The following is a 16925-nucleotide window of genomic DNA, read 5'->3' as shown; positions in this document are numbered from 1 at the left end:
TCGCCCAGCTTCTTGAGTGCTTTGGGGGGCAGCTCTTCTACAAACAATTCAACCAGGAGGTTGGCGGTGCTCATGCTCAGGCTGCTTTCTTGTTCAGTTGTTCGATGACTTCGTCAGCCCAGGCCTAGGGGGCCATCGGGACGCCCAGACGGGCGCGGCTGTCGAGGTAGCTGGCCGCCACAGCGCGGGCCAGGTTGCGGATGCGGCCGATGTAGGCGGCACGCTCGGTCACCGAGATGGCGCCACGGGCATCCAGCAGGTTGAAGGTGTGCGCTGCCTTGAGCACCTGCTCGTACGCCGGCAAAGCCAGCTGTTGCTCCATCAGGTACTTGGCCTGCTTTTCATGGCTGTTGAAGGCCGGCAGCAGGAACTCGACATCGCTGTGCTCGAAGTTGTAGGCCGACTGCTCCACCTCGTTCTGATGAAAGACGTCGCCGTACTTCACGCCCGGCGCGTACTCCAGGTCGTACACGCTTTCCTTGCCTTGCAGGTACATGGCCAGGCGCTCGAGACCATAGGTGATCTCGCCAGTGATGGGCTTGCAGTCAATGCCACCCACCTGCTGGAAGTAGGTGAACTGGGTCACTTCCATGCCATTGAGCCAGACTTCCCAACCCAGGCCCCAAGCGCCCAGCGTGGGGTTCTCCCAGTCGTCTTCCACAAAGCGGATGTCGTTTTGCTTCAGGTCGAAGCCCAAGGCCTCCAGCGAACCCAGATAGAGCTCCAGAATGTTGGCCGGTGCCGGCTTGAGCACCACCTGGAATTGGTAATAGTGCTGCAGGCGATTGGGGTTCTCGCCGTAGCGGCCGTCCTTGGGGCGGCGGCTGGGCTGCACATAAGCGGCCTTCCAGGGCTCCGGGCCCAGGGCGCGCAAGAAGGTGGCGGTGTGACTCGTTCCCGCGCCCACTTCCATGTCGTAGGGTTGCAGGAGCGTACAGCCCTGGGCATCCCAGTAGCTTTGCAAACGCAGAATCAATTGCTGGAAAGTCAGCATGTTGTTGCCTTGTTGGGTGCGCCGCGCCACAGCGGCCGCAGCGTCACCAGGGGTGTCATGGATGTATGGCTTTGCGCCCTGCTCCGCAAACAGACAAAGCGCAAAAGCCCGATTCTATTAAATGCCAACGCCGTCAGAGCGCCGCGGACCCCAGATTGCCGTGGCGCACACCCACAGCACGCCGAGGCCGATCAGCGGCCACAGGCCCCAGCGCCCCGCCCACCACGCATAAGGCGTGACCCCGCTCATGCCCTGCACCTCGGCCTGCAGGCTGCCGCGGGTGTTGGGCGCGAGGCCGGCGGTCACCTCGCCATGGTGGTCGATCACGACGGTGGCACCAGTGTTGGTGGCACGGATGGTGGGCACCTGGAACTCCAGCGAGCGCAGACGGGCAATTTGCAGATGCTGGTGGATGGCCACCGTCTCGCCAAACCAGGCCAGGTTGCTGACGTTGGCCAAAATGGTGGGGGCTTGTGTCGCGTCCACGAAGCGCGCCGCGATCTCCTCACCGAACAAATCCTCGTAGCAGATGTTGGGCGCGACGCGCTGCCCCTTCACCTCACACGACGCGGCGGCCAGCGGCCCTCGCGAACACTCCCCGAGGGGAATGTACATCATCCGGACGAACCAGTGGAACCCGGTGGGGATGAATTCGCCAAACGGCACCAGATGGTGCTTGTCATAGCGGTACATCTGCCCTGGCAGGTGCACGGACTGCGACGACAAGCCCGCCACCGAATTGGTGTAGCCCAGATGAAAGTCGCCCAGCGGCACCCCGATCAGGGCGTGGCGCCCCGCTTGCGCGAAGGCCGCCTGGAGCTGATCCCAATACCCCTCGGGCAGTTGCGACGGCAACAAAGGAATGGCGGTTTCAGGCGCCACCACCAAGTCGCCCGGCGCCGCCAGCAACTGACGCCCGTGCCAAATCAACATCTCGACCTGCCGTGACGCGCTGAATTTTTCGTCTTGCGGCACGTTGCCCTGCAGCAAGGTGACCTGCAAGGGCTGCGCCATCGCGCGGGTGAAGCGGGCACCGTCCCAGACTGCCCCCGCTATCAGCAGCAGCGCCGCCACCACGGCAGGCGCCAGTCGCACCATCCGGCCCGACGGTTGCGCCAGGGCGCCACCCACGGACCACCATACCCAGGCACAGAGTGTGGCCCAGACCCAACCCATGCCATACACACCCACCCAGGGTGCCAGGTGCTGCAGCGGCGTCTCCAGCAGACCATAGCCGCTCGCCCCCCACGGAAAACCCGTGAAGATCAGGGCGCGTGCCAGCTCGGCCAACAGCCACACGGCCCCGAACAGGCCTGCATCACGCCAGGCCACGCCGGTGCGCCAGCGACCCCAGACCCAGCCCGCCGCGGCCATGTAGAGCGACAGGGCCGCACACAGCAGGCCGACCGCCACCACCGCCATCCAAGCCGGCAAGCCACCATAGCGGTGCAGGCTGACGAACATCCAGCCGGTGGCCCCCACGAGCCAGACCGTGCCATACACCCAGCACAACAGTGCCGCCCCGCGAGGCGATGACTGACGCGGCAGGCCGGCCAGCAAGATCAACAGCGCGAAGGTCTGCAGCAGCGCTGGCGCGCCCGAAGCGACATTTGCCAGCCAGGGAGACAACGACAGCGCATGCAAGGCTCCGCCAATCAGGCCACGCAGCCAGGGATGCGCCCCCTGCCCGATGGCCGCGCTCATCCGGCCTCGGCCGCCGGGGCCACCTCAGGCGCCCGCGTGACCTTGAACCAGCGCACCGCACCACCTCGTGCCAGCATCACGACAAAGCGCAGGCCACCCACGTCCACCGACTCACCGCGACGGGGCACGCGACCCAGCTCGTGGGCCACCAAACCGCCGATCGTCTCGAACTCGTCTTCGGGCAGTTGCACCTGGAAAACCTCGTTGACCTCTTCAATCAGGGCATCGCCGGCCACCCGCTGGCTGCCGTCGGCCAGGGTGAAGATGCTCGACTGGCGATCCTCTTCGTCGAACTCGTCCTCGATCTCGCCGACGATCTCCTCGAGCACGTCCTCGATCGTGACCAGACCCGAAGTCATGCCGAACTCGTCGATCGCCATGGCCAGGTGGCTGCGATTGGCGCGGAATTCGCGCAGCAACTCGTTGAGGCCCTTGGACTCAGGCACGAACACCGCCGGACGCAGCAAGGTGCGCAGATTCAACTCAGGCGCGCGCTGCAGCTTGAGCAGATCCTTGGACATCAGCACACCGATGATGTTGTCGCGCTCCCCTTCATACACAGGAAAGCGCGAGTGACCGTCTTCGATGACCTGAGCGAGCAGGGTTTCGTAGGGCGCGTCGATGTCGAGCATGTCCATGCGGCGCACCGGCACCATCACATCGGCCACGGTCATGCCGGCCATGCGGATGACGCCTTCCAGCATCACCCGCGATTCGGGCTCGATCAACTCGCGGTGCTCGGCATCGGCCAGCGTTTCAATGAGTTCGGCCGTGGTGTCGGGCCCGGGCGAGAGGAACTCCACCAGGCGGACAAACAGGCTGCGATGGTCGTCTTTGCGCCGATGGGCAGTGCCATGGGAGCGGTCGCCTCGCGGCGGGCGACTAGGGGGGGAATCGGACACAGGGAGGGTGTCGTGGTTGATATGCTGCAAGAATACCCCATGGTCGGCAGAATTCCGCCGCTCCCACCCGCATTCCTGCCCCTGCATCCGGGGCGTCAAGACTACACTGCGCTCATGAGCCTGATACCCGTCACCATCCTTACCGGTTTCCTTGGCAGCGGCAAGACCACGCTGCTCAAACGCGTCCTCACCGAGTCCCACGGTCAGCGCATCGCCGTGATCGAAAACGAATTCGGTGAAGAGAACATCGACAACGACATCCTGGTGGCCGACACCGAGGAACACATTGTTCAGATGAGCAACGGCTGCGTGTGTTGCACCATCCGGGAAGACCTGCGCGAGACGCTGGCCGACCTGGCCAAGCAGCGCAAGGCCGGGACCTTGAACTTCGAGCGCGTCGTGATCGAGACCACCGGCGTGGCCGACCCCGGCCCGGTCGCCCAGACCTTCTTCATGGACGACGAGATCGCCGAGCTCTACCTGCTCGACTCCATCCTGACCCTGGTGGACGCCAAGCACGGCGAGCAACAACTCGACCAGCGTCTGGAAGCGCGCCGCCAGGTGGGCTTTGCCGACCAGATCTTCATCAGCAAGACCGACCTGGTCACTGAAGATGAGGCCAACGCCCTCGCCCACCGCATCAAGCACATGAACCCGCGTGCCCCGCAAAAGCGCGTGCACTTTGGTGAAGTGCCCATTGCCGAAGTGTTCGACCTCAAGGGCTTCAACCTCAACGCCAAGCTCGACATCGACCCCGACTTCCTCAAGGACGATGCGCACAGCCACCACGGTCATGGCCATAAGCATGATCACAAGCACGGCCACGACTGCGGTCACGACCACGCCGACGGCGAAGCCTGCCACCATCCGCACCACCACGCCCACGACGATGACGTGAAGTCCTTCGTCTACAAGTCCCACAAGCCTTTCAACGCCACCAAGCTGGAAGACTTCTTGGGCTCGATGGTGCAGATCTACGGCCCGCGCATGCTGCGTTACAAGGGCGTGCTGCACGTCTCGGGAATGGACCGCAAGGTCGTCTTCCAGGGCGTGCACCAGCTCATGGGCAGCGACGTCGGCCCGAAATGGGCGGCGGGCGAGACCAAGATCAGCAAGATGGTGTTCATTGGCATTGAACTGCCCCAGGACCTGTTCAAGGCCGGCCTGGATCAGTGCCTGGCGTAACGTCTGCGCACACTTGAGGGATAGTCTGGTGAAAACTCTCCCCAAGCATGGCTACAATCCGCGCGCTTCCCGTCGGGATCCATCCTGACGGGAGGCTGCTCAACCGAACCAACGTCAAGGTGAAGGCGCAACACCAGCCGCTGCCACACCCGTGGCACCCAGACGCTCGTCGTCGCCCATCAGTACATCAGAGAACATGTCCACTAACGCCACCAAGGTTGACCCCAAACTCGCCAACGCCTGGAAGAACAAAGCTGGTCGTGACCTGACCCAAGCCGAGCTGCTGGCCATGCCTGAGTCCGAGTACATGAACGACAAGCAACTGGAGTTCTTCCGCACGATCCTGGAAGCTCAGAAGGCTGATTTGCTGTCCAACGCTGGAGAAACCACCGAGCACCTGCGCGAAGACACGACGATCGTGCCGGACCCGGCCGACCGTGCCACCATCGAAGAAGAGCACGCGCTGGAGTTGCGCACACGCGACCGCGAGCGCAAGCTGCTCAAGAAGATTTCGCAGTCGATCTCCCGCATCGAATCAGGCGAGTATGGTTTCTGCGACGAAACCGGCGAACCGATCGGCCTGGGGCGACTCCTGGCCCGCCCGACCGCCACTTTGTCGCTGGAAGCGCAACAACGTCGCGAACTCAAGCAAAAGATGTTTGGCGACTGAGTCAGGAAGGCGTTCGGTTTTGAGCAGGAAGGGCATACTCGCATCATGAGCAAGGAAACCGGTGGTTTTTTCCGCAAAGTGGTGCGTTTTGTCGCCAACCCGACGACCGAGTGGTCTTCGCTGGAATCGCAAGAGGCCGATGCGGGCGAGAGCGAGTACGCCAAATCTGAGATCAAGGCCATGATCGAGCGCAAGCGGCGCAACGACTTCGTGCGCAAGCGCGAGTTCGACATGCTGCGCAAGATCCGCCGCGAAGGCTTGAGCGCGGACGCCGTCCAGGCGCTCAACGCCCCGTCCAACCTTGACATGGACACCCGGCCGCACACCAATGGCGCGCCCTCCGACATCGCGGTCAAGGCCAAGATCGACGCGATCGAGCAGCAGATGGTGGGCGGCAGCAGCCCCCGCAGTGCCCCACGCCCGCCCGCCAATGTGCCGACACTGGACTTTGGCCATGCAGACGCACCGACCGCGCCAGAGCGCCCGACCCAGGCGGCGGGCCTGTCCACCGACATCGCCATCGCACTGGACCTGGTGCCGGCGCCCGTTGACACCACGGCCCCAGCCGCGAACGATGCGGCCCCTGCCGCTCCAGCCGCCAGCGCTGCCGCAGCGCCCACCCAGCCGCTCGCAGCCAGTGGCTTTGTGCCGCAACTGGATTTCCAGGTCGCCGAAATGGTCCACGACCCGGAGCTGGACGAGGCGGTCATCGCCTTTGCCAATGCCGACTTCGACCAGTGCGAGCGCTGCCTGCTCGATTTGATCCAGCCGGGTGCCGCCCGCTTCGAGCACACCGAAACCTGGATGGCGCTGTTCGATTTCTACCGCGCGCTCGACCTGCCCCAGCCCTTTGACAACCTGGCGGTCACATTTGCACAGAAGTTTGGCCTGTCCGCACCGCAGTGGTACTCCTTGCCGGACAAGGTGGCCCGCTTCCTGGCCCAGCAGAAATCCGCCGCCAAGACCGCAGAGGCCGAAGCAAGCAGCAGCGCTGCCGCCCCCGAGGTCAACACCCCGGCCCCCGAACCGGCGCATGGCTGGATCGCACCGGAAGAGATCGACAGCGAAGCCGTGGCGCAGTTGCGCACCGAAATCCTGCAGCTGCCGCGCCCATGGGTCATGGACTGGAGTGCGGTCAAGAACCTCACCCCGGAAGGGGCGGATACGCTGGGCCAACTGATCCGTCAGTGGGCACGCGAACCCATCGAGCTGCACTGGATCGGCTCCGACACCTTGCTGAGCGTGCTGGGTGACCTGGCCCCCACCGGCAGCCGCAGCGTGGACCCGGCCTACTGGATGTTGCACCTGGACGTGCTGCGCATGTGCAACAACCCCATCCAGTTCGACGAGGTGGCCATCGACTACTGCGTGACCTACGAGCAGTCGCCACCGTCGTGGGAGCCCACGGTCTGCAAGGTGCGCCTGAGCCACGATGGCCAGAGCCCCCAGACGCGCCCGCTGACGCACGTCTCCAAGGTGATCACCAGTTTCGTCGAGTCCCAGTTCCACAACGAAGTCGAGTTTGTGCAGGTGGCGGCCTTGAATCTGTCGGGACAACTGGTGGGCGACATCAGCGCCACCTTGGCCCAACTCGACAGCCAACTGGGCGCCAGCGTCTCCCTGGAGGTGGACTGCCAGCACCTGCTGCGTGTCGACTTCATCGCGGCTGGCGACCTGCTCAACTGGGTGCTGGCCCGCCGTGGCGAGAACCGCTACGTGGTCTTCAACAACCCGCATCGCCTGATCGCCCTGTTCTTCGGCGCGATGGGAATCAACGAACACGCCCAGGTCAAGCTGCAGACCGTGTAAAGCCTGCTTTGGGCCTGGGCACGAGCCTTGATTTCAAGGTCGCTGACCGCATATAAGGAGTTTTCAGCGAACTCCTCATTGCGTCATGGACTCCTATCACGGCACCACCATTGTCAGCATCCGGCGCCAGACCCCCACAGGCTGGCAAGTCGCCATGGGCGGCGATGGCCAGGTTACTCTGGGCCACATCGTCGTCAAGGCCACGGCCCGCAAGGTGCGCCGCCTCTACCGTGACCAGGTGCTGGCCGGCTTTGCAGGCGCCACCGCCGACGCCTTCACCCTGTTCGAGCGTTTCGAGTCCAAGCTGGAAAAGCACCAGGGCCACCTGACCCGTGCCGCGGTCGAGTTGACCCGCGACTGGCGCACCGACCGCGTGCTGCGCAAGCTCGAAGCCATGCTGGCCGTGGCCGACCGCGAAACCTCCCTGATCATCACCGGCAATGGCGACGTGCTCGAGCCGGAGCACGGCATCATCGCCATCGGGTCGGGCGGCGCCTACGCGCAGGCCGCCGCGCGGGCCCTGGTGGCCAACACCGAACTGGATGCGGCCGTCATGGTCAAGAAATCGCTGGAGATTGCTGGCGACCTGTGCATCTACACCAACCAGAACCACACCATCGAAACGCTGGGCTGAGCACACCATGAGCATGACACCCCGAGAAATCGTCAGCGAACTCGACCGCCACATCATTGGCCAGCACGGCGCCAAGCGCGCCGTCGCCATCGCCCTGCGCAACCGCTGGCGCCGCCAACAGGTCGACGACCAGTTGCGCGGGGAGATCACCCCCAAGAACATCCTGATGATCGGCCCGACCGGCGTGGGCAAGACCGAGATCGCCCGCCGCCTGGCCAAGCTGGCCGACGCGCCCTTCATCAAAGTCGAGGCCACCAAGTTCACTGAGGTGGGCTATGTGGGCAAGGACGTGGACACCATCATCCGCGACCTCGTGGAAAGTGCCGTCAAACAAGAGCGCACGCACCAGATGCAGGCCCAACGCGCCCGCGCCGAGGACGCCGCCGAAGACCGCATCCTCAACGTGCTGGTGCCGCCGCCGCGCACCGAACTGGGCAGCGCACCGGCGGCGGACAACACCGCCCGCCAAGTCATGCGCAAGCGCCTGCGCGAAGGCTCGCTCGACGACAAGGAAATCGAGATCGAACTGAGCGACGCCAAGGCCCCGGCCGTTGAGATCATGAGCCCCGCTGGCATGGAAGACATGGCCGAGCAACTGCGGGGCATGTTCTCGCAGATCGGGCAGCAAAACCGCAAGACACGCAAGGTGACCGTGGCCGAGGCCCGCGCCCAGCTGATCGAGGAAGAAGCCGCCAAGCTGCTCAACGAAGACGACATCCGCACCAAGGCACTGGAGCGCGCCGAGCAAAACGGCATCGTCTTCATTGACGAGATCGACAAGGTGGCCAGCCGCAACGCCGAGGGCAGCAGCGCCGAAGTGTCACGTCAGGGCGTGCAGCGCGACCTGCTGCCGCTGGTCGAGGGCACCACGGTCAAGACCAAGTACGGCATGGTCAAGACCGACCACATCCTCTTCATCGCCTCGGGCGCCTTCCACCTCAGCAAGCCCAGCGATCTGATCCCTGAACTGCAGGGGCGCTTTCCGATCCGCGTCGAGCTGTCGTCGCTGTCGGTGGGCGACTTCGAAGCCATCCTGACCCAGCCCACGGCCAGCCTGATCAAGCAGTACCAGGCCCTGCTGTCGGCCGAAGGCGTGACACTGGACTTCACGCCCGAGGCCATTCAACGCCTGGCGCAGATCGCGTTTGAGGTCAATGAACGCACCGAGAACATCGGCGCGCGCCGCCTGTCCACGGTGATGGAGCGCCTGCTCGACGACTTGTCGTTTCAGGCACCCGACCTGAGCGGCCAGACGCATGTGGTCGATGCGGCCGAGGTCGATCGTCGCCTGGGCGAACTCGCCCGCAACGAAGACCTCTCGCGCTTCATTCTTTGAGCGCCGACGCCAGCGTCAGCAGGCCCTCGAAAATCAGGTTCTCGACCACGAGGGCCGGCCACTCGATCACGTCCTGAGACAGGCGCGAGACCGCGCCACCCGACATGATCAACAGCGGATCACGGCCGGTGTGCGCGCGCAGACGCCGCAGGCTGCGCTCAATGGCGCCGGCGATGGCATCGGTGCCACCGCTCATCAAGGCGTCGCTGGTGTTGGTCGGGAAGTCTCGCACCTCACCGGTCGGCACCTTCAGGCCCGCCGTGCCACTTTCCAGGGCGCGGTACATCAGGCCAAAGCCCGGCAAGATCAAACCGCCCAGAAAGCGCCCATCGGCATCGACCGCATCCACGGTCACCGCCGTGCCCACCATCACGGCCAGCACGGGGGGCGTGTCGACCGGGTGCAGGTGCGCGGCATGCCGACGCGCCCCGATGATGGCCGCCCAACGGTCAGAGCCCAGGCGCTGCGGATGCTCGTAGCTGTTGACGACGCCGCCGGCCTGCTGGCTGGACGACACCCAGCGAGGCTGAATGCCCCAGCCTTCGACCAATTGCTCTTCGACCCGACGCTTGATGGCCTCGCCGGCTACCACGCAGCCCAACATGGCCGTGGGCTTGTGCATCAGGTTCTTCCAGTACAGGTCCCAAAGGTAGTCGATGTCCTCCAGCACCACGGCACCGTGCGCCAACAACTCGGAGCCTGGCGCGGGTGTCGCGTACAGGCCCCACTTCAGGCGCGTATTGCCTATGTCAATAACCAGAAAGGACATGCATCCGTCTCGCAGAAGTAGTAACCCTGAACGCTTTGAATGCGACATTCTGCGCCATGTCATCCTCCGATCCGGGGAAACGCTGCCGCAATATCGCCACGCTGCAACACAAATTCGGACAAATTTGCCGCACAACCAAGGTGATATCCCGATGGATACAGCTACCGACATGGGATAAAAATCTTTGTCACATGCATTTTGCTGGGCTGTTGTCCCGGCGTTTCCCCGGAGAACCCATGAAATCCTTTGCCCGTGCCCTGATCCTGAGCACCGCCTTGGCCGCCGCCCTGCCCGCCATGGCCCTCGAAATCAAAGGCGCCAAGTTTGGTGACACCTATCAGGTGGCCAACCAGTCCCTGCAGTTGAACGGCGCCGGTGTCCGCGTCAAGGTGGTCTTCGACGTCTACGCCGCCGGCCTGTACCTGACCAAGAAGGACAGCACCGCTGCCGGCATCATCTCCCAGTCGGGTGCCAAGGGCATGCAGATCGTGCTGCTGCGCAACCTGACCGGTGAAGAGTTTGCCGAAGCCATGATCGCCGGCTTCGAGAAGAACCACAGCGACGCCGAAATGGCCAAGTTCAAACCGCGCGTCGACGAGTTGCTCGCCCTGATGAAGAGCTTCGGCTCGGTCAAGAAGGGCACCACCATCCATATGAACCTCGTGCCCGGCTCGGGTCTGCGCGTGCTGGTGGACGGCGCTCAAAAGGGTCGCGACATCGCGGGTGACGATTTCTACAACGCCCTGCTGAAAATCTGGCTGGGCAACTCGCCCGTCGATTCCGACCTGAAGAAGGCCTTGCTCGGCGGCAAGTGAGTCGCTCGCCTCGTCCGAAAAAGTGAAAAATTGACAAGCGCCGGGGACTTCCCGGCTTGTCAACATGCGGGAAACAGGGGATAAGAGGACATCAGATTGGCTTGAGGTTGCCACATGATCGACTCCCCCCTGCCCAGCGTGTCTGCCTGGGTGCGCGCCTTGGCAGACGCAGAAATACCGATCCTGCCGCACGCGCTGGCAGAGCTGGAGCAATTGCGCGAGATCGAGGACACGCATGGCACCGTGGATGCCAAAACCCTGGCCGATGCCATGGGGGCCAATCCGCTGATGGTGCTGAAGGTGCTGACGCACGTCTCACGCTACTGCACCCGACTGGGGGTGGAGCCCCCGGAGACCTTGACCGGCGCCATCGTGATGATGGGCATTGCGCCCTTTTTCAACACCTTTTTGAACGCGCCGACGTTCATCGAGTGGTTCAAATCCGACCCCGAAGCCGCCAGCGGCTTGCTCAAGGTGATCACCCGGGCGCGGCGCGCCGCCAACTTCTCCTTGAACTTCGCCATCCGAAGGCAGGATGAGGACGCCGGCATTCTGTACGAGGCAGCCCTGCTACACGACTTTGCCGAAATGCTGCTGTGGTGCCACGCGCCCAAGCTGGCGAAGGAGATTGCCCGCCTGAAGGAGTCGGACCCCACCTTGCGCTCGGCCGCTGCCCAAAAGGTGGTGCTGGGCACCACCTTGAACGCGCTGGCGCATGGGCTGATGCGCGAGTGGCAACTGCCCGACATGCTCATCAAGTGCACCGACGAGCGCCGCGCCAGCGACCCACAGGTTCGCAATGTGATGCTGGCCGTGCGCCTGGCGCGCCACTCTCGCAATGGCTGGGATGCCCCCAACGCTCAACCGGCACTCAAAGACGACATTGCCGGTGTGGCGAAGCTGCTGACCTTGTCAGAGGAGGCGGCCACCCGCCTCGTGATGGGGCTGGACGCCTGAAAACAGGTGCGCCGCTCGACACGGTCAACGGATGCTGACCGACTCACGCATCGCCTGCACCGCACCGGCGCCAATGGCCGCCCCAAATCGCTTGGCCAGACGCTCAGCCAAGTTCTCTTTCTGGGTGTAGTCGATGATGTCTTCGGCTTTCACCTCATCTCGGGCGATCTGATCGAGGCTGCCCAGGCGGTCTGCCAGGCCCAGGCTAACGGCTTGCTCGCCATTCCAGAACAGACCACTGAACAGCTCGGGGTTGTCCTGGAGCCGCTTGCCACGGCCGCTCTTGACCACCGAGATGAACTGCTGGTGAATCTGATCCAGCATGGCCTGCGCGTAGGTTTCCTGAATCGGATCGCGCGGCGAGAACGGGTCCAGCATCCCCTTGTTCGCCCCCGAGGTCATCAAGCGACGCTCGACGCCGATCTTCTCCATGACCCCCGTGAATCCAAACCCGTCCATCAACACGCCGATGGAGCCCACCACCGAGGCCTTGTCCACAACCACCTGATCGGCCGCAGCGGCAATGTAGTAAGCCGCCGAGGCGCACATCTCTTCACACACGGCGTAGATCTTCTTTTTGTGCAGCGTCTTGAGCCGCACGATTTCGTCGTGCACCAGACCAGCCTGCACCGGGCTGCCGCCGGGCGAATTGATGCGCATGACCACGGCACGGGCACCGTGGTCTTCGAAGGCGCTGCGCAAGGCGGCCATCAGGTTGTCGGCATTGGCCTCGGCATCCGTGGCGATGGCGCCCCGCACCTCGACCAGAGCGGTGTGCGCGGTCACAGGCGCCTTGGCCGAGGGCACCGTCTGGATCGTGCCCCAGATGATGGAGGCGGCAACAAACAGCCAGACCATGCGCCAGAACCACCGCCAGCGCTGCTCGCTGCGCTGCTGACGCAGGTAGGCCCGCGCGAACTGGGTCAGCAAGGCGTGCTCGGTCGCGGCGGGCGAAGCCGGATTACGGGGGTCGTCTGCGCTCATGAAGGGGCTCGAATGGTTGAAAGGAAACGCGTCAAGCGGCACCGGGGGTCAGAAGACCGGCTGGAGACGCTCCGAAGGATACCAACAGACCCGCCCCTCGCTCTCGCTCAGGGGGATGGACGTCAGGTGTGCACCACGGCAAGGGCCCATGACGCATAGACCCTGAGGCGGATCGTACAGCGCGCCGTGCATCGCGCAGACGATGAAGCGTTTGTCCAGGTCCCAGAACTGGCCAGGCTGCCAGTCCATCTCGGCCGGCAGGTGGGCGCAGCGGTTCAGATAGGCCACGGCTGCGCCGTCGTAACGCAGGGCAAAGGCGGACACGGGCTGGCCGTCTGCCAGCACCTCGAACATCACCGCGTCGCCGCGCTCTTGCAAGTCGGCTGACGCACACAGAGACTGAGGCTCGCGTGTCAGCTCAGGCATGCCGCAGCAACCAGTCGTGCAACTCCGCCGTCGAGTGGGCCACAAACCGAGTGGGATAGTCGCCGAAGGCGGCCGGCTCATGCGCGCCATAGCTTACCGCCACGCTGTGCGTGCCGGCGTTGAGCGCCAGCTGCAGGTCGTGGGTGGTGTCACCGATCATCAAGGTGCGCTCCGGATCGACCCCGAATTCGGCCATCAGCTCCTGCAGCATCAACGGGTGCGGCTTGGACGCGGTTTCGTCGGCCGTGCGGGTGCCATCGAACATGCCCCGCAGCTCGACATGGGTGAGCGCCTCGTTGAGGCCCTGGCGGCTCTTGCCCGTGGCCACCGCCAACCAGTGGTGGCGCGCCTTGAGCGCCTGCAAAAGCTCAACCGTGCCGTCAAACAGGCTCAACTCGCCCTGCTGACGGAAGTAATGGTGGCGGTAACGCTGCCCCATGGCGGGCACCTGCTCGGCCGGCAGGCTGGGCGCCACGTGGGCCAGGGCATCGTGCAGGCCCAGACCGATGACGTAGGCCGCCTCGTGACGCGCCGGCACCGGCAGGCCCATGTCTTCACAGGCCAGCTGGATTGACCGCACGATCAGCGCGGTGGAGTCAAACAGCGTGCCGTCCCAATCGAACACGATCAGGTCGTAGGCACGTGGGCGCAGGTCACCATCGTCGGAAAAGTTCATGGTCAGGCTTTCGCTGAGGCGGGATCAAGCGGCGTCAGCGCCGCCAGCAACTGGGCACAGTCGCCCGGCAGCGGCGCTTCCAGGGTCAGGGGCTCGCCCGTCACCGGGTGATCCAGGCGCAGGTAACGGGCGTGCAGGAACATGCGCGCAAAGCGCCCCTCGGGCAATTGACGGCGGTCCACCCCGGCGATGGGCTCGCTGACACTGCCGCGCCCCAGGGCCTTGTTCAAAGTGAAATCGCCATACTTGTCATCGCCCACGATGGGATGGCCCTCGTGCTGCAGGTGCACGCGGATCTGGTGGGTACGGCCAGTCTTGATGGTCACGTCCAGCAGGCTGAACTTTGCATAGCGTTGCACGACGTTCACCAGGCTGATGGACCGGCGGCCTTCGTCTTCGCCCTTGACGGCCATGACGCGGCGCTCGCCCTCGGGCGTGAGGAACTTGTGCAGCGACACGTCGATGACCTTGCGTGAGGCGGGCCAGTCGCCGATCACCAGGGCGGCATAGGTCTTTTGCACCTGCCGGTTGCGAAACACATCCTGCAAGGTAGTCAGGGCACTGCGTTTCTTGGCCACCAGCAGGATGCCGGACGTTTCCTTGTCGAGGCGGTGCACCAACTCCAGGAAGCGTGCCTGCGGGCGCGCTCGGCGCAGTTGCTCGATCACCCCGAAACTCACGCCACTGCCCCCGTGCACGGCCACGCCGGCCGGCTTGTTGATGGCCAGCAGAGCATCGTCCTCGAACAGCACCGGAAACTCGCGGGCGGGCACCGCTGCGGCGCGCTCGTCGTTCTTTTCAGTCAGACGCAAGGGAGGCACGCGCACCTCGTCGCCCATCTCCAGACGGGTATCGGCAGCAGCCCGACCCTTGTTGACTCGCACCTCGCCGCTGCGAATGATGCGGTAGACCAGGGTCTTGGGCGCGCCCTTGAGCACCTTGATGAGGAAGTTGTCGAGGCGCTGCCCGACACTGCCTTCGTCAATCGTGAGGCGTTGCACGGCAGCCGGCAATTCGACCGCCGGGGCCCGGACCGGGGTCGGGGTGGGCGTGGCCACCCGCACCATCACCCCTTGGCGCACTGGACGCGAAGGGGGTTTGCCGGAGGTTTTCCCTGCCGGTCGGGATGTGTTTTTCGCACCTATAATGGACTTGGCCACGTTGTGTATTCGTTGTGTGTTGATATGGCTTGTGCGGTATCAGCGACAACCAACAGGCAAGACCAGACGGCATTTTACCTTTCGAGCCAGTCTGGTGGCGCTGCATGACAAAGCCCGGCGGGGTGTCCCGCCAATTGATGGTGATGCAACAACCCTGATTTGCCGGAGAAAACCACCCAAGGTGTGGTTTTGCCTCAAGGTCAAGGTTGTCAGAGCCAACGTAGATCGAACCCCAATTCAAGGTTTTCCGGACGCCAGCGATGCGGCGGTGACATGTCACCGAAGTCGCGCTGGGGTCTGCGTCGAGTGACTGCCCACGTGTCCTGGCCCATTCAGCTTCTCAATCGCCTCGCCTTTGTGCCGGCCTTTTTCCAGTGGATGGAAGAAGGCGTGCCGCGTTGGGTGAGCCGCGACAAGACGCTGGCTGCGTCCCCTGCTCCCCTCCTCCTCATCCAGCCGACCGCTGCGCGCATTGCGCTCGCCTGTCTGGATGGGCCTGGATGGCGGCAGGCCCGTGTCCAAGTCTCGGCGCGCGCGCCCCTGCTGTCCTGACGCCTCTCGCGTCTTGTCAGCCCCAGGCAATTCCTTCACGGTTCAAGCTCGTTGCTCGTGCATGAAAGCTGCCTCCGGTCTTCGGACTGGGGGTGAGTCGAGGTTTGCCTGGCGCCATCCCGGTCAGGCCTCGCTTGGATTGTGGAGAACACATGAAGCGCATGCTGATCAACGCCACGCAGCCGGAAGAACGGCGCCTGGCCATTGTTGACGGACAAAAACTGCTCGACTTCGAAACCGAAATCGAAGGGCGTGAACAACGCAAGGGCAATATCTACAAAGCGGTCGTCACCCGCGTCGAACCCTCCCTGGAAGCCTGTTTCGTCGATTACGGCGAAGAGCGCCATGGTTTCCTGCCTTTCAAGGAAATTTCGCGTCAGTATTTCAAGGATGGCGTCGAGGTTCGCTCGGCCCGCATTCAAGACGTGATCAAGGAAGGCCAGGAACTGCTGGTCCAGGTCGAAAAAGAAGAGCGTGGCAACAAGGGCGCGGCCCTGACCACCTTTGTTTCGCTGGCTGGCCGTTACCTGGTGCTGATGCCCAACAACCCGCGTGGCGGTGGCGTGAGCCGTCGCATCGAGGGTGACGAGCGCGAAGAGCTCAAGGAGGCAATGGACCAGCTCGAGTACCCGAAGGGGATGAGCCTGATCGCCCGCACCGCCGGCATCGGTCGCACTCCGGCCGAGCTGCAGTGGGACCTGAACTACATGCTCAAGCTGTGGACCGCCATCGACGATGCGGCCCAGGCTGGCAAGGGTGCTTACCTGATTTATCAGGAATCGTCGCTGGTCATCCGCGCCATCCGCGATTACTTCACCGCCGACATCGGCGAGATCCTGATCGACACGGACGACATCTACGAGCAGGCCAAGCAGTTCATGCTGCACGTCATGCCCGACACGGCCAACCGCGTCAAGCGCTACCGTGACGACGCCGCCCTGTTCGCCCGCTTCCAGATCGAACATCAGATTGAAACGGCTTTCAGCCGCACGGTGAACCTGCCTTCGGGCGGCGCCATCGTGATCGACCACACCGAAGCCCTGGTCTCGGTGGACGTGAACTCGGCGCGCGCCACCCGTGGCAGCGACATCGAGGAAACCGCTTTCCGCACCAACCTGGAAGCGGCCGACGAAATTGCCCGCCAGATGCGCCTGCGCGACCTGGGCGGCCTGATCGTCATGGACTTCATCGACATGGAGGACAGCAAGCACCGCCGCGAGGTGGAGCAGCGCCTGCGTGACGCCCTGCGCACCGACCGTGCCCGCGTGCAGTTCAGCTCGATCTCGAAGTTCGGTCTGCTGGAAATGTCGCGTCAGCGTCTGCGCCCTGCCCTGTCGGAGATCGGAAGAGCG

The 16925-nt window shown here is 64.0% G+C and carries 16 protein-coding genes and 1 pseudogene; 9 read left to right on the top strand and 8 right to left on the bottom strand.

Features of this window, described 5'->3' with window-relative positions:
• Nucleotides 1-124: 124 nt before the first annotated feature.
• The 3 genes from glyQ to RBT42_RS15710 form a co-directional block, all read right to left on the bottom strand.
• Nucleotides 125-994, bottom strand: a complete 870-nt coding sequence (gene glyQ / locus RBT42_RS15720) for a glycine--tRNA ligase subunit alpha (protein WP_320366821.1) — start codon at nucleotides 992-994, stop codon at nucleotides 125-127.
• A 117-nt stretch (nucleotides 995-1111) separates the two neighbouring features.
• Nucleotides 1112-2698 (bottom strand): apolipoprotein N-acyltransferase, encoded by a 1587-nt coding sequence (lnt, locus tag RBT42_RS15715; protein WP_320366819.1) that lies wholly within the window; start codon nucleotides 2696-2698, stop codon nucleotides 1112-1114.
• Complete coding sequence (locus RBT42_RS15710; RefSeq protein ID WP_320366817.1) at nucleotides 2695-3600, bottom strand: HlyC/CorC family transporter; 906 nt, start codon at nucleotides 3598-3600, stop codon at nucleotides 2695-2697. Before RBT42_RS15710 ends, lnt begins: the two co-directional genes overlap by 4 nt.
• 114 nt (nucleotides 3601-3714) lie before the next feature.
• Here RBT42_RS15710 and RBT42_RS15705 point away from each other — a divergent pair, with 114 nt between their 5' ends.
• The 5 genes and pseudogenes from RBT42_RS15705 to hslU all read left to right on the top strand — a co-directional run bounded on the left by RBT42_RS15705 (nucleotide 3715) and on the right by hslU (nucleotide 9234).
• On the top strand, nucleotides 3715-4785 hold the full coding sequence (locus RBT42_RS15705; protein WP_320366815.1) for a GTP-binding protein: 1071 nt from the start codon (nucleotides 3715-3717) through the stop codon (nucleotides 4783-4785).
• A 208-nt stretch (nucleotides 4786-4993) separates the two neighbouring features.
• Nucleotides 4994-5455: pseudogene (dksA, locus tag RBT42_RS15700) on the top strand (RNA polymerase-binding protein DksA); the annotation flags it as partial.
• A gap of 45 nt (nucleotides 5456-5500) precedes the next feature.
• Nucleotides 5501-7264 carry an STAS domain-containing protein gene (locus RBT42_RS15695; RefSeq protein ID WP_320366813.1) on the top strand — a complete coding sequence of 588 codons (1764 nt, stop codon included), beginning with the start codon at nucleotides 5501-5503 and terminating at the stop codon, nucleotides 7262-7264.
• A gap of 85 nt (nucleotides 7265-7349) precedes the next feature.
• Nucleotides 7350-7898 carry an ATP-dependent protease subunit HslV gene (gene hslV, locus RBT42_RS15690; protein WP_320366811.1) on the top strand — a complete coding sequence of 183 codons (549 nt, stop codon included), beginning with the start codon at nucleotides 7350-7352 and terminating at the stop codon, nucleotides 7896-7898.
• Nucleotides 7899-7905: 7 nt separating this feature from the next.
• Nucleotides 7906-9234, top strand: coding sequence for an ATP-dependent protease ATPase subunit HslU (gene hslU, locus RBT42_RS15685; RefSeq protein ID WP_320366809.1), 1329 nt, complete (start codon nucleotides 7906-7908; stop codon nucleotides 9232-9234).
• On the opposite strand, the gene RBT42_RS15680 is transcribed toward hslU, so the two are convergent.
• Nucleotides 9224-10003, bottom strand: a complete 780-nt coding sequence (locus RBT42_RS15680; RefSeq protein WP_320366807.1) for a type III pantothenate kinase — start codon at nucleotides 10001-10003, stop codon at nucleotides 9224-9226. The two genes, hslU and RBT42_RS15680, sit on opposite strands and share 11 nt — an antisense overlap.
• Before the next feature lie 236 nt (nucleotides 10004-10239).
• On the opposite strand from RBT42_RS15680, the gene RBT42_RS15675 reads away from it, so the two are divergent.
• Nucleotides 10240-10818, top strand: a complete 579-nt coding sequence (locus RBT42_RS15675) for a chalcone isomerase family protein (RefSeq protein ID WP_320366805.1) — start codon at nucleotides 10240-10242, stop codon at nucleotides 10816-10818.
• A gap of 114 nt (nucleotides 10819-10932) precedes the next feature.
• Nucleotides 10933-11775: an HDOD domain-containing protein gene (locus RBT42_RS15670; protein WP_320366803.1), complete on the top strand. Its 843-nt coding sequence runs from the start codon at nucleotides 10933-10935 to the stop codon at nucleotides 11773-11775.
• A gap of 24 nt (nucleotides 11776-11799) precedes the next feature.
• Here RBT42_RS15670 and RBT42_RS15665 read toward each other — a convergent pair whose 3' ends face one another.
• Genes RBT42_RS15665 through RBT42_RS15650 form a run of 4 tightly spaced genes read right to left on the bottom strand, consistent with a single transcriptional unit; the run spans nucleotide 11800 to nucleotide 14862 of the window.
• Entirely contained in the window at nucleotides 11800-12759 is a 960-nt protein-coding gene (locus tag RBT42_RS15665; RefSeq protein WP_320366801.1) for a S49 family peptidase, read from the bottom strand.
• Nucleotides 12760-12807: 48 nt separating this feature from the next.
• Nucleotides 12808-13185 carry a Rieske (2Fe-2S) protein gene (locus RBT42_RS15660; RefSeq protein ID WP_320366799.1) on the bottom strand — a complete coding sequence of 126 codons (378 nt, stop codon included), beginning with the start codon at nucleotides 13183-13185 and terminating at the stop codon, nucleotides 12808-12810.
• Nucleotides 13178-13861 carry an HAD-IA family hydrolase gene (locus RBT42_RS15655; protein ID WP_320366797.1) on the bottom strand — a complete coding sequence of 228 codons (684 nt, stop codon included), beginning with the start codon at nucleotides 13859-13861 and terminating at the stop codon, nucleotides 13178-13180. Before RBT42_RS15655 ends, RBT42_RS15660 begins: the two co-directional genes overlap by 8 nt.
• A gap of 2 nt (nucleotides 13862-13863) precedes the next feature.
• Nucleotides 13864-14862 (bottom strand): RluA family pseudouridine synthase, encoded by a 999-nt coding sequence (locus RBT42_RS15650; protein WP_413785911.1) that lies wholly within the window; start codon nucleotides 14860-14862, stop codon nucleotides 13864-13866.
• Between the two features lie 477 nt (nucleotides 14863-15339).
• On the opposite strand from RBT42_RS15650, the gene RBT42_RS15645 reads away from it, so the two are divergent.
• Together RBT42_RS15645 and RBT42_RS15640 are read left to right on the top strand one after the other, a co-directional pair.
• Nucleotides 15340-15573, top strand: a complete 234-nt coding sequence (locus RBT42_RS15645; RefSeq protein WP_320366795.1) for a hypothetical protein — start codon at nucleotides 15340-15342, stop codon at nucleotides 15571-15573.
• A 152-nt stretch (nucleotides 15574-15725) separates the two neighbouring features.
• Nucleotides 15726-16925 (top strand): Rne/Rng family ribonuclease (locus RBT42_RS15640; protein ID WP_320366793.1); only part of this gene is annotated, 1200 nt, incomplete at its 3' end.

It is taken from the genome of Aquabacterium sp. (assembly GCF_034003525.1).
Lineage (GTDB): Bacteria > Pseudomonadota > Gammaproteobacteria > Burkholderiales > Burkholderiaceae_C > Aquabacterium.
The sequence above is the reverse complement of the archived record's forward strand: the minus strand, read 5'-3'. Positions and strand labels throughout refer to the sequence as shown.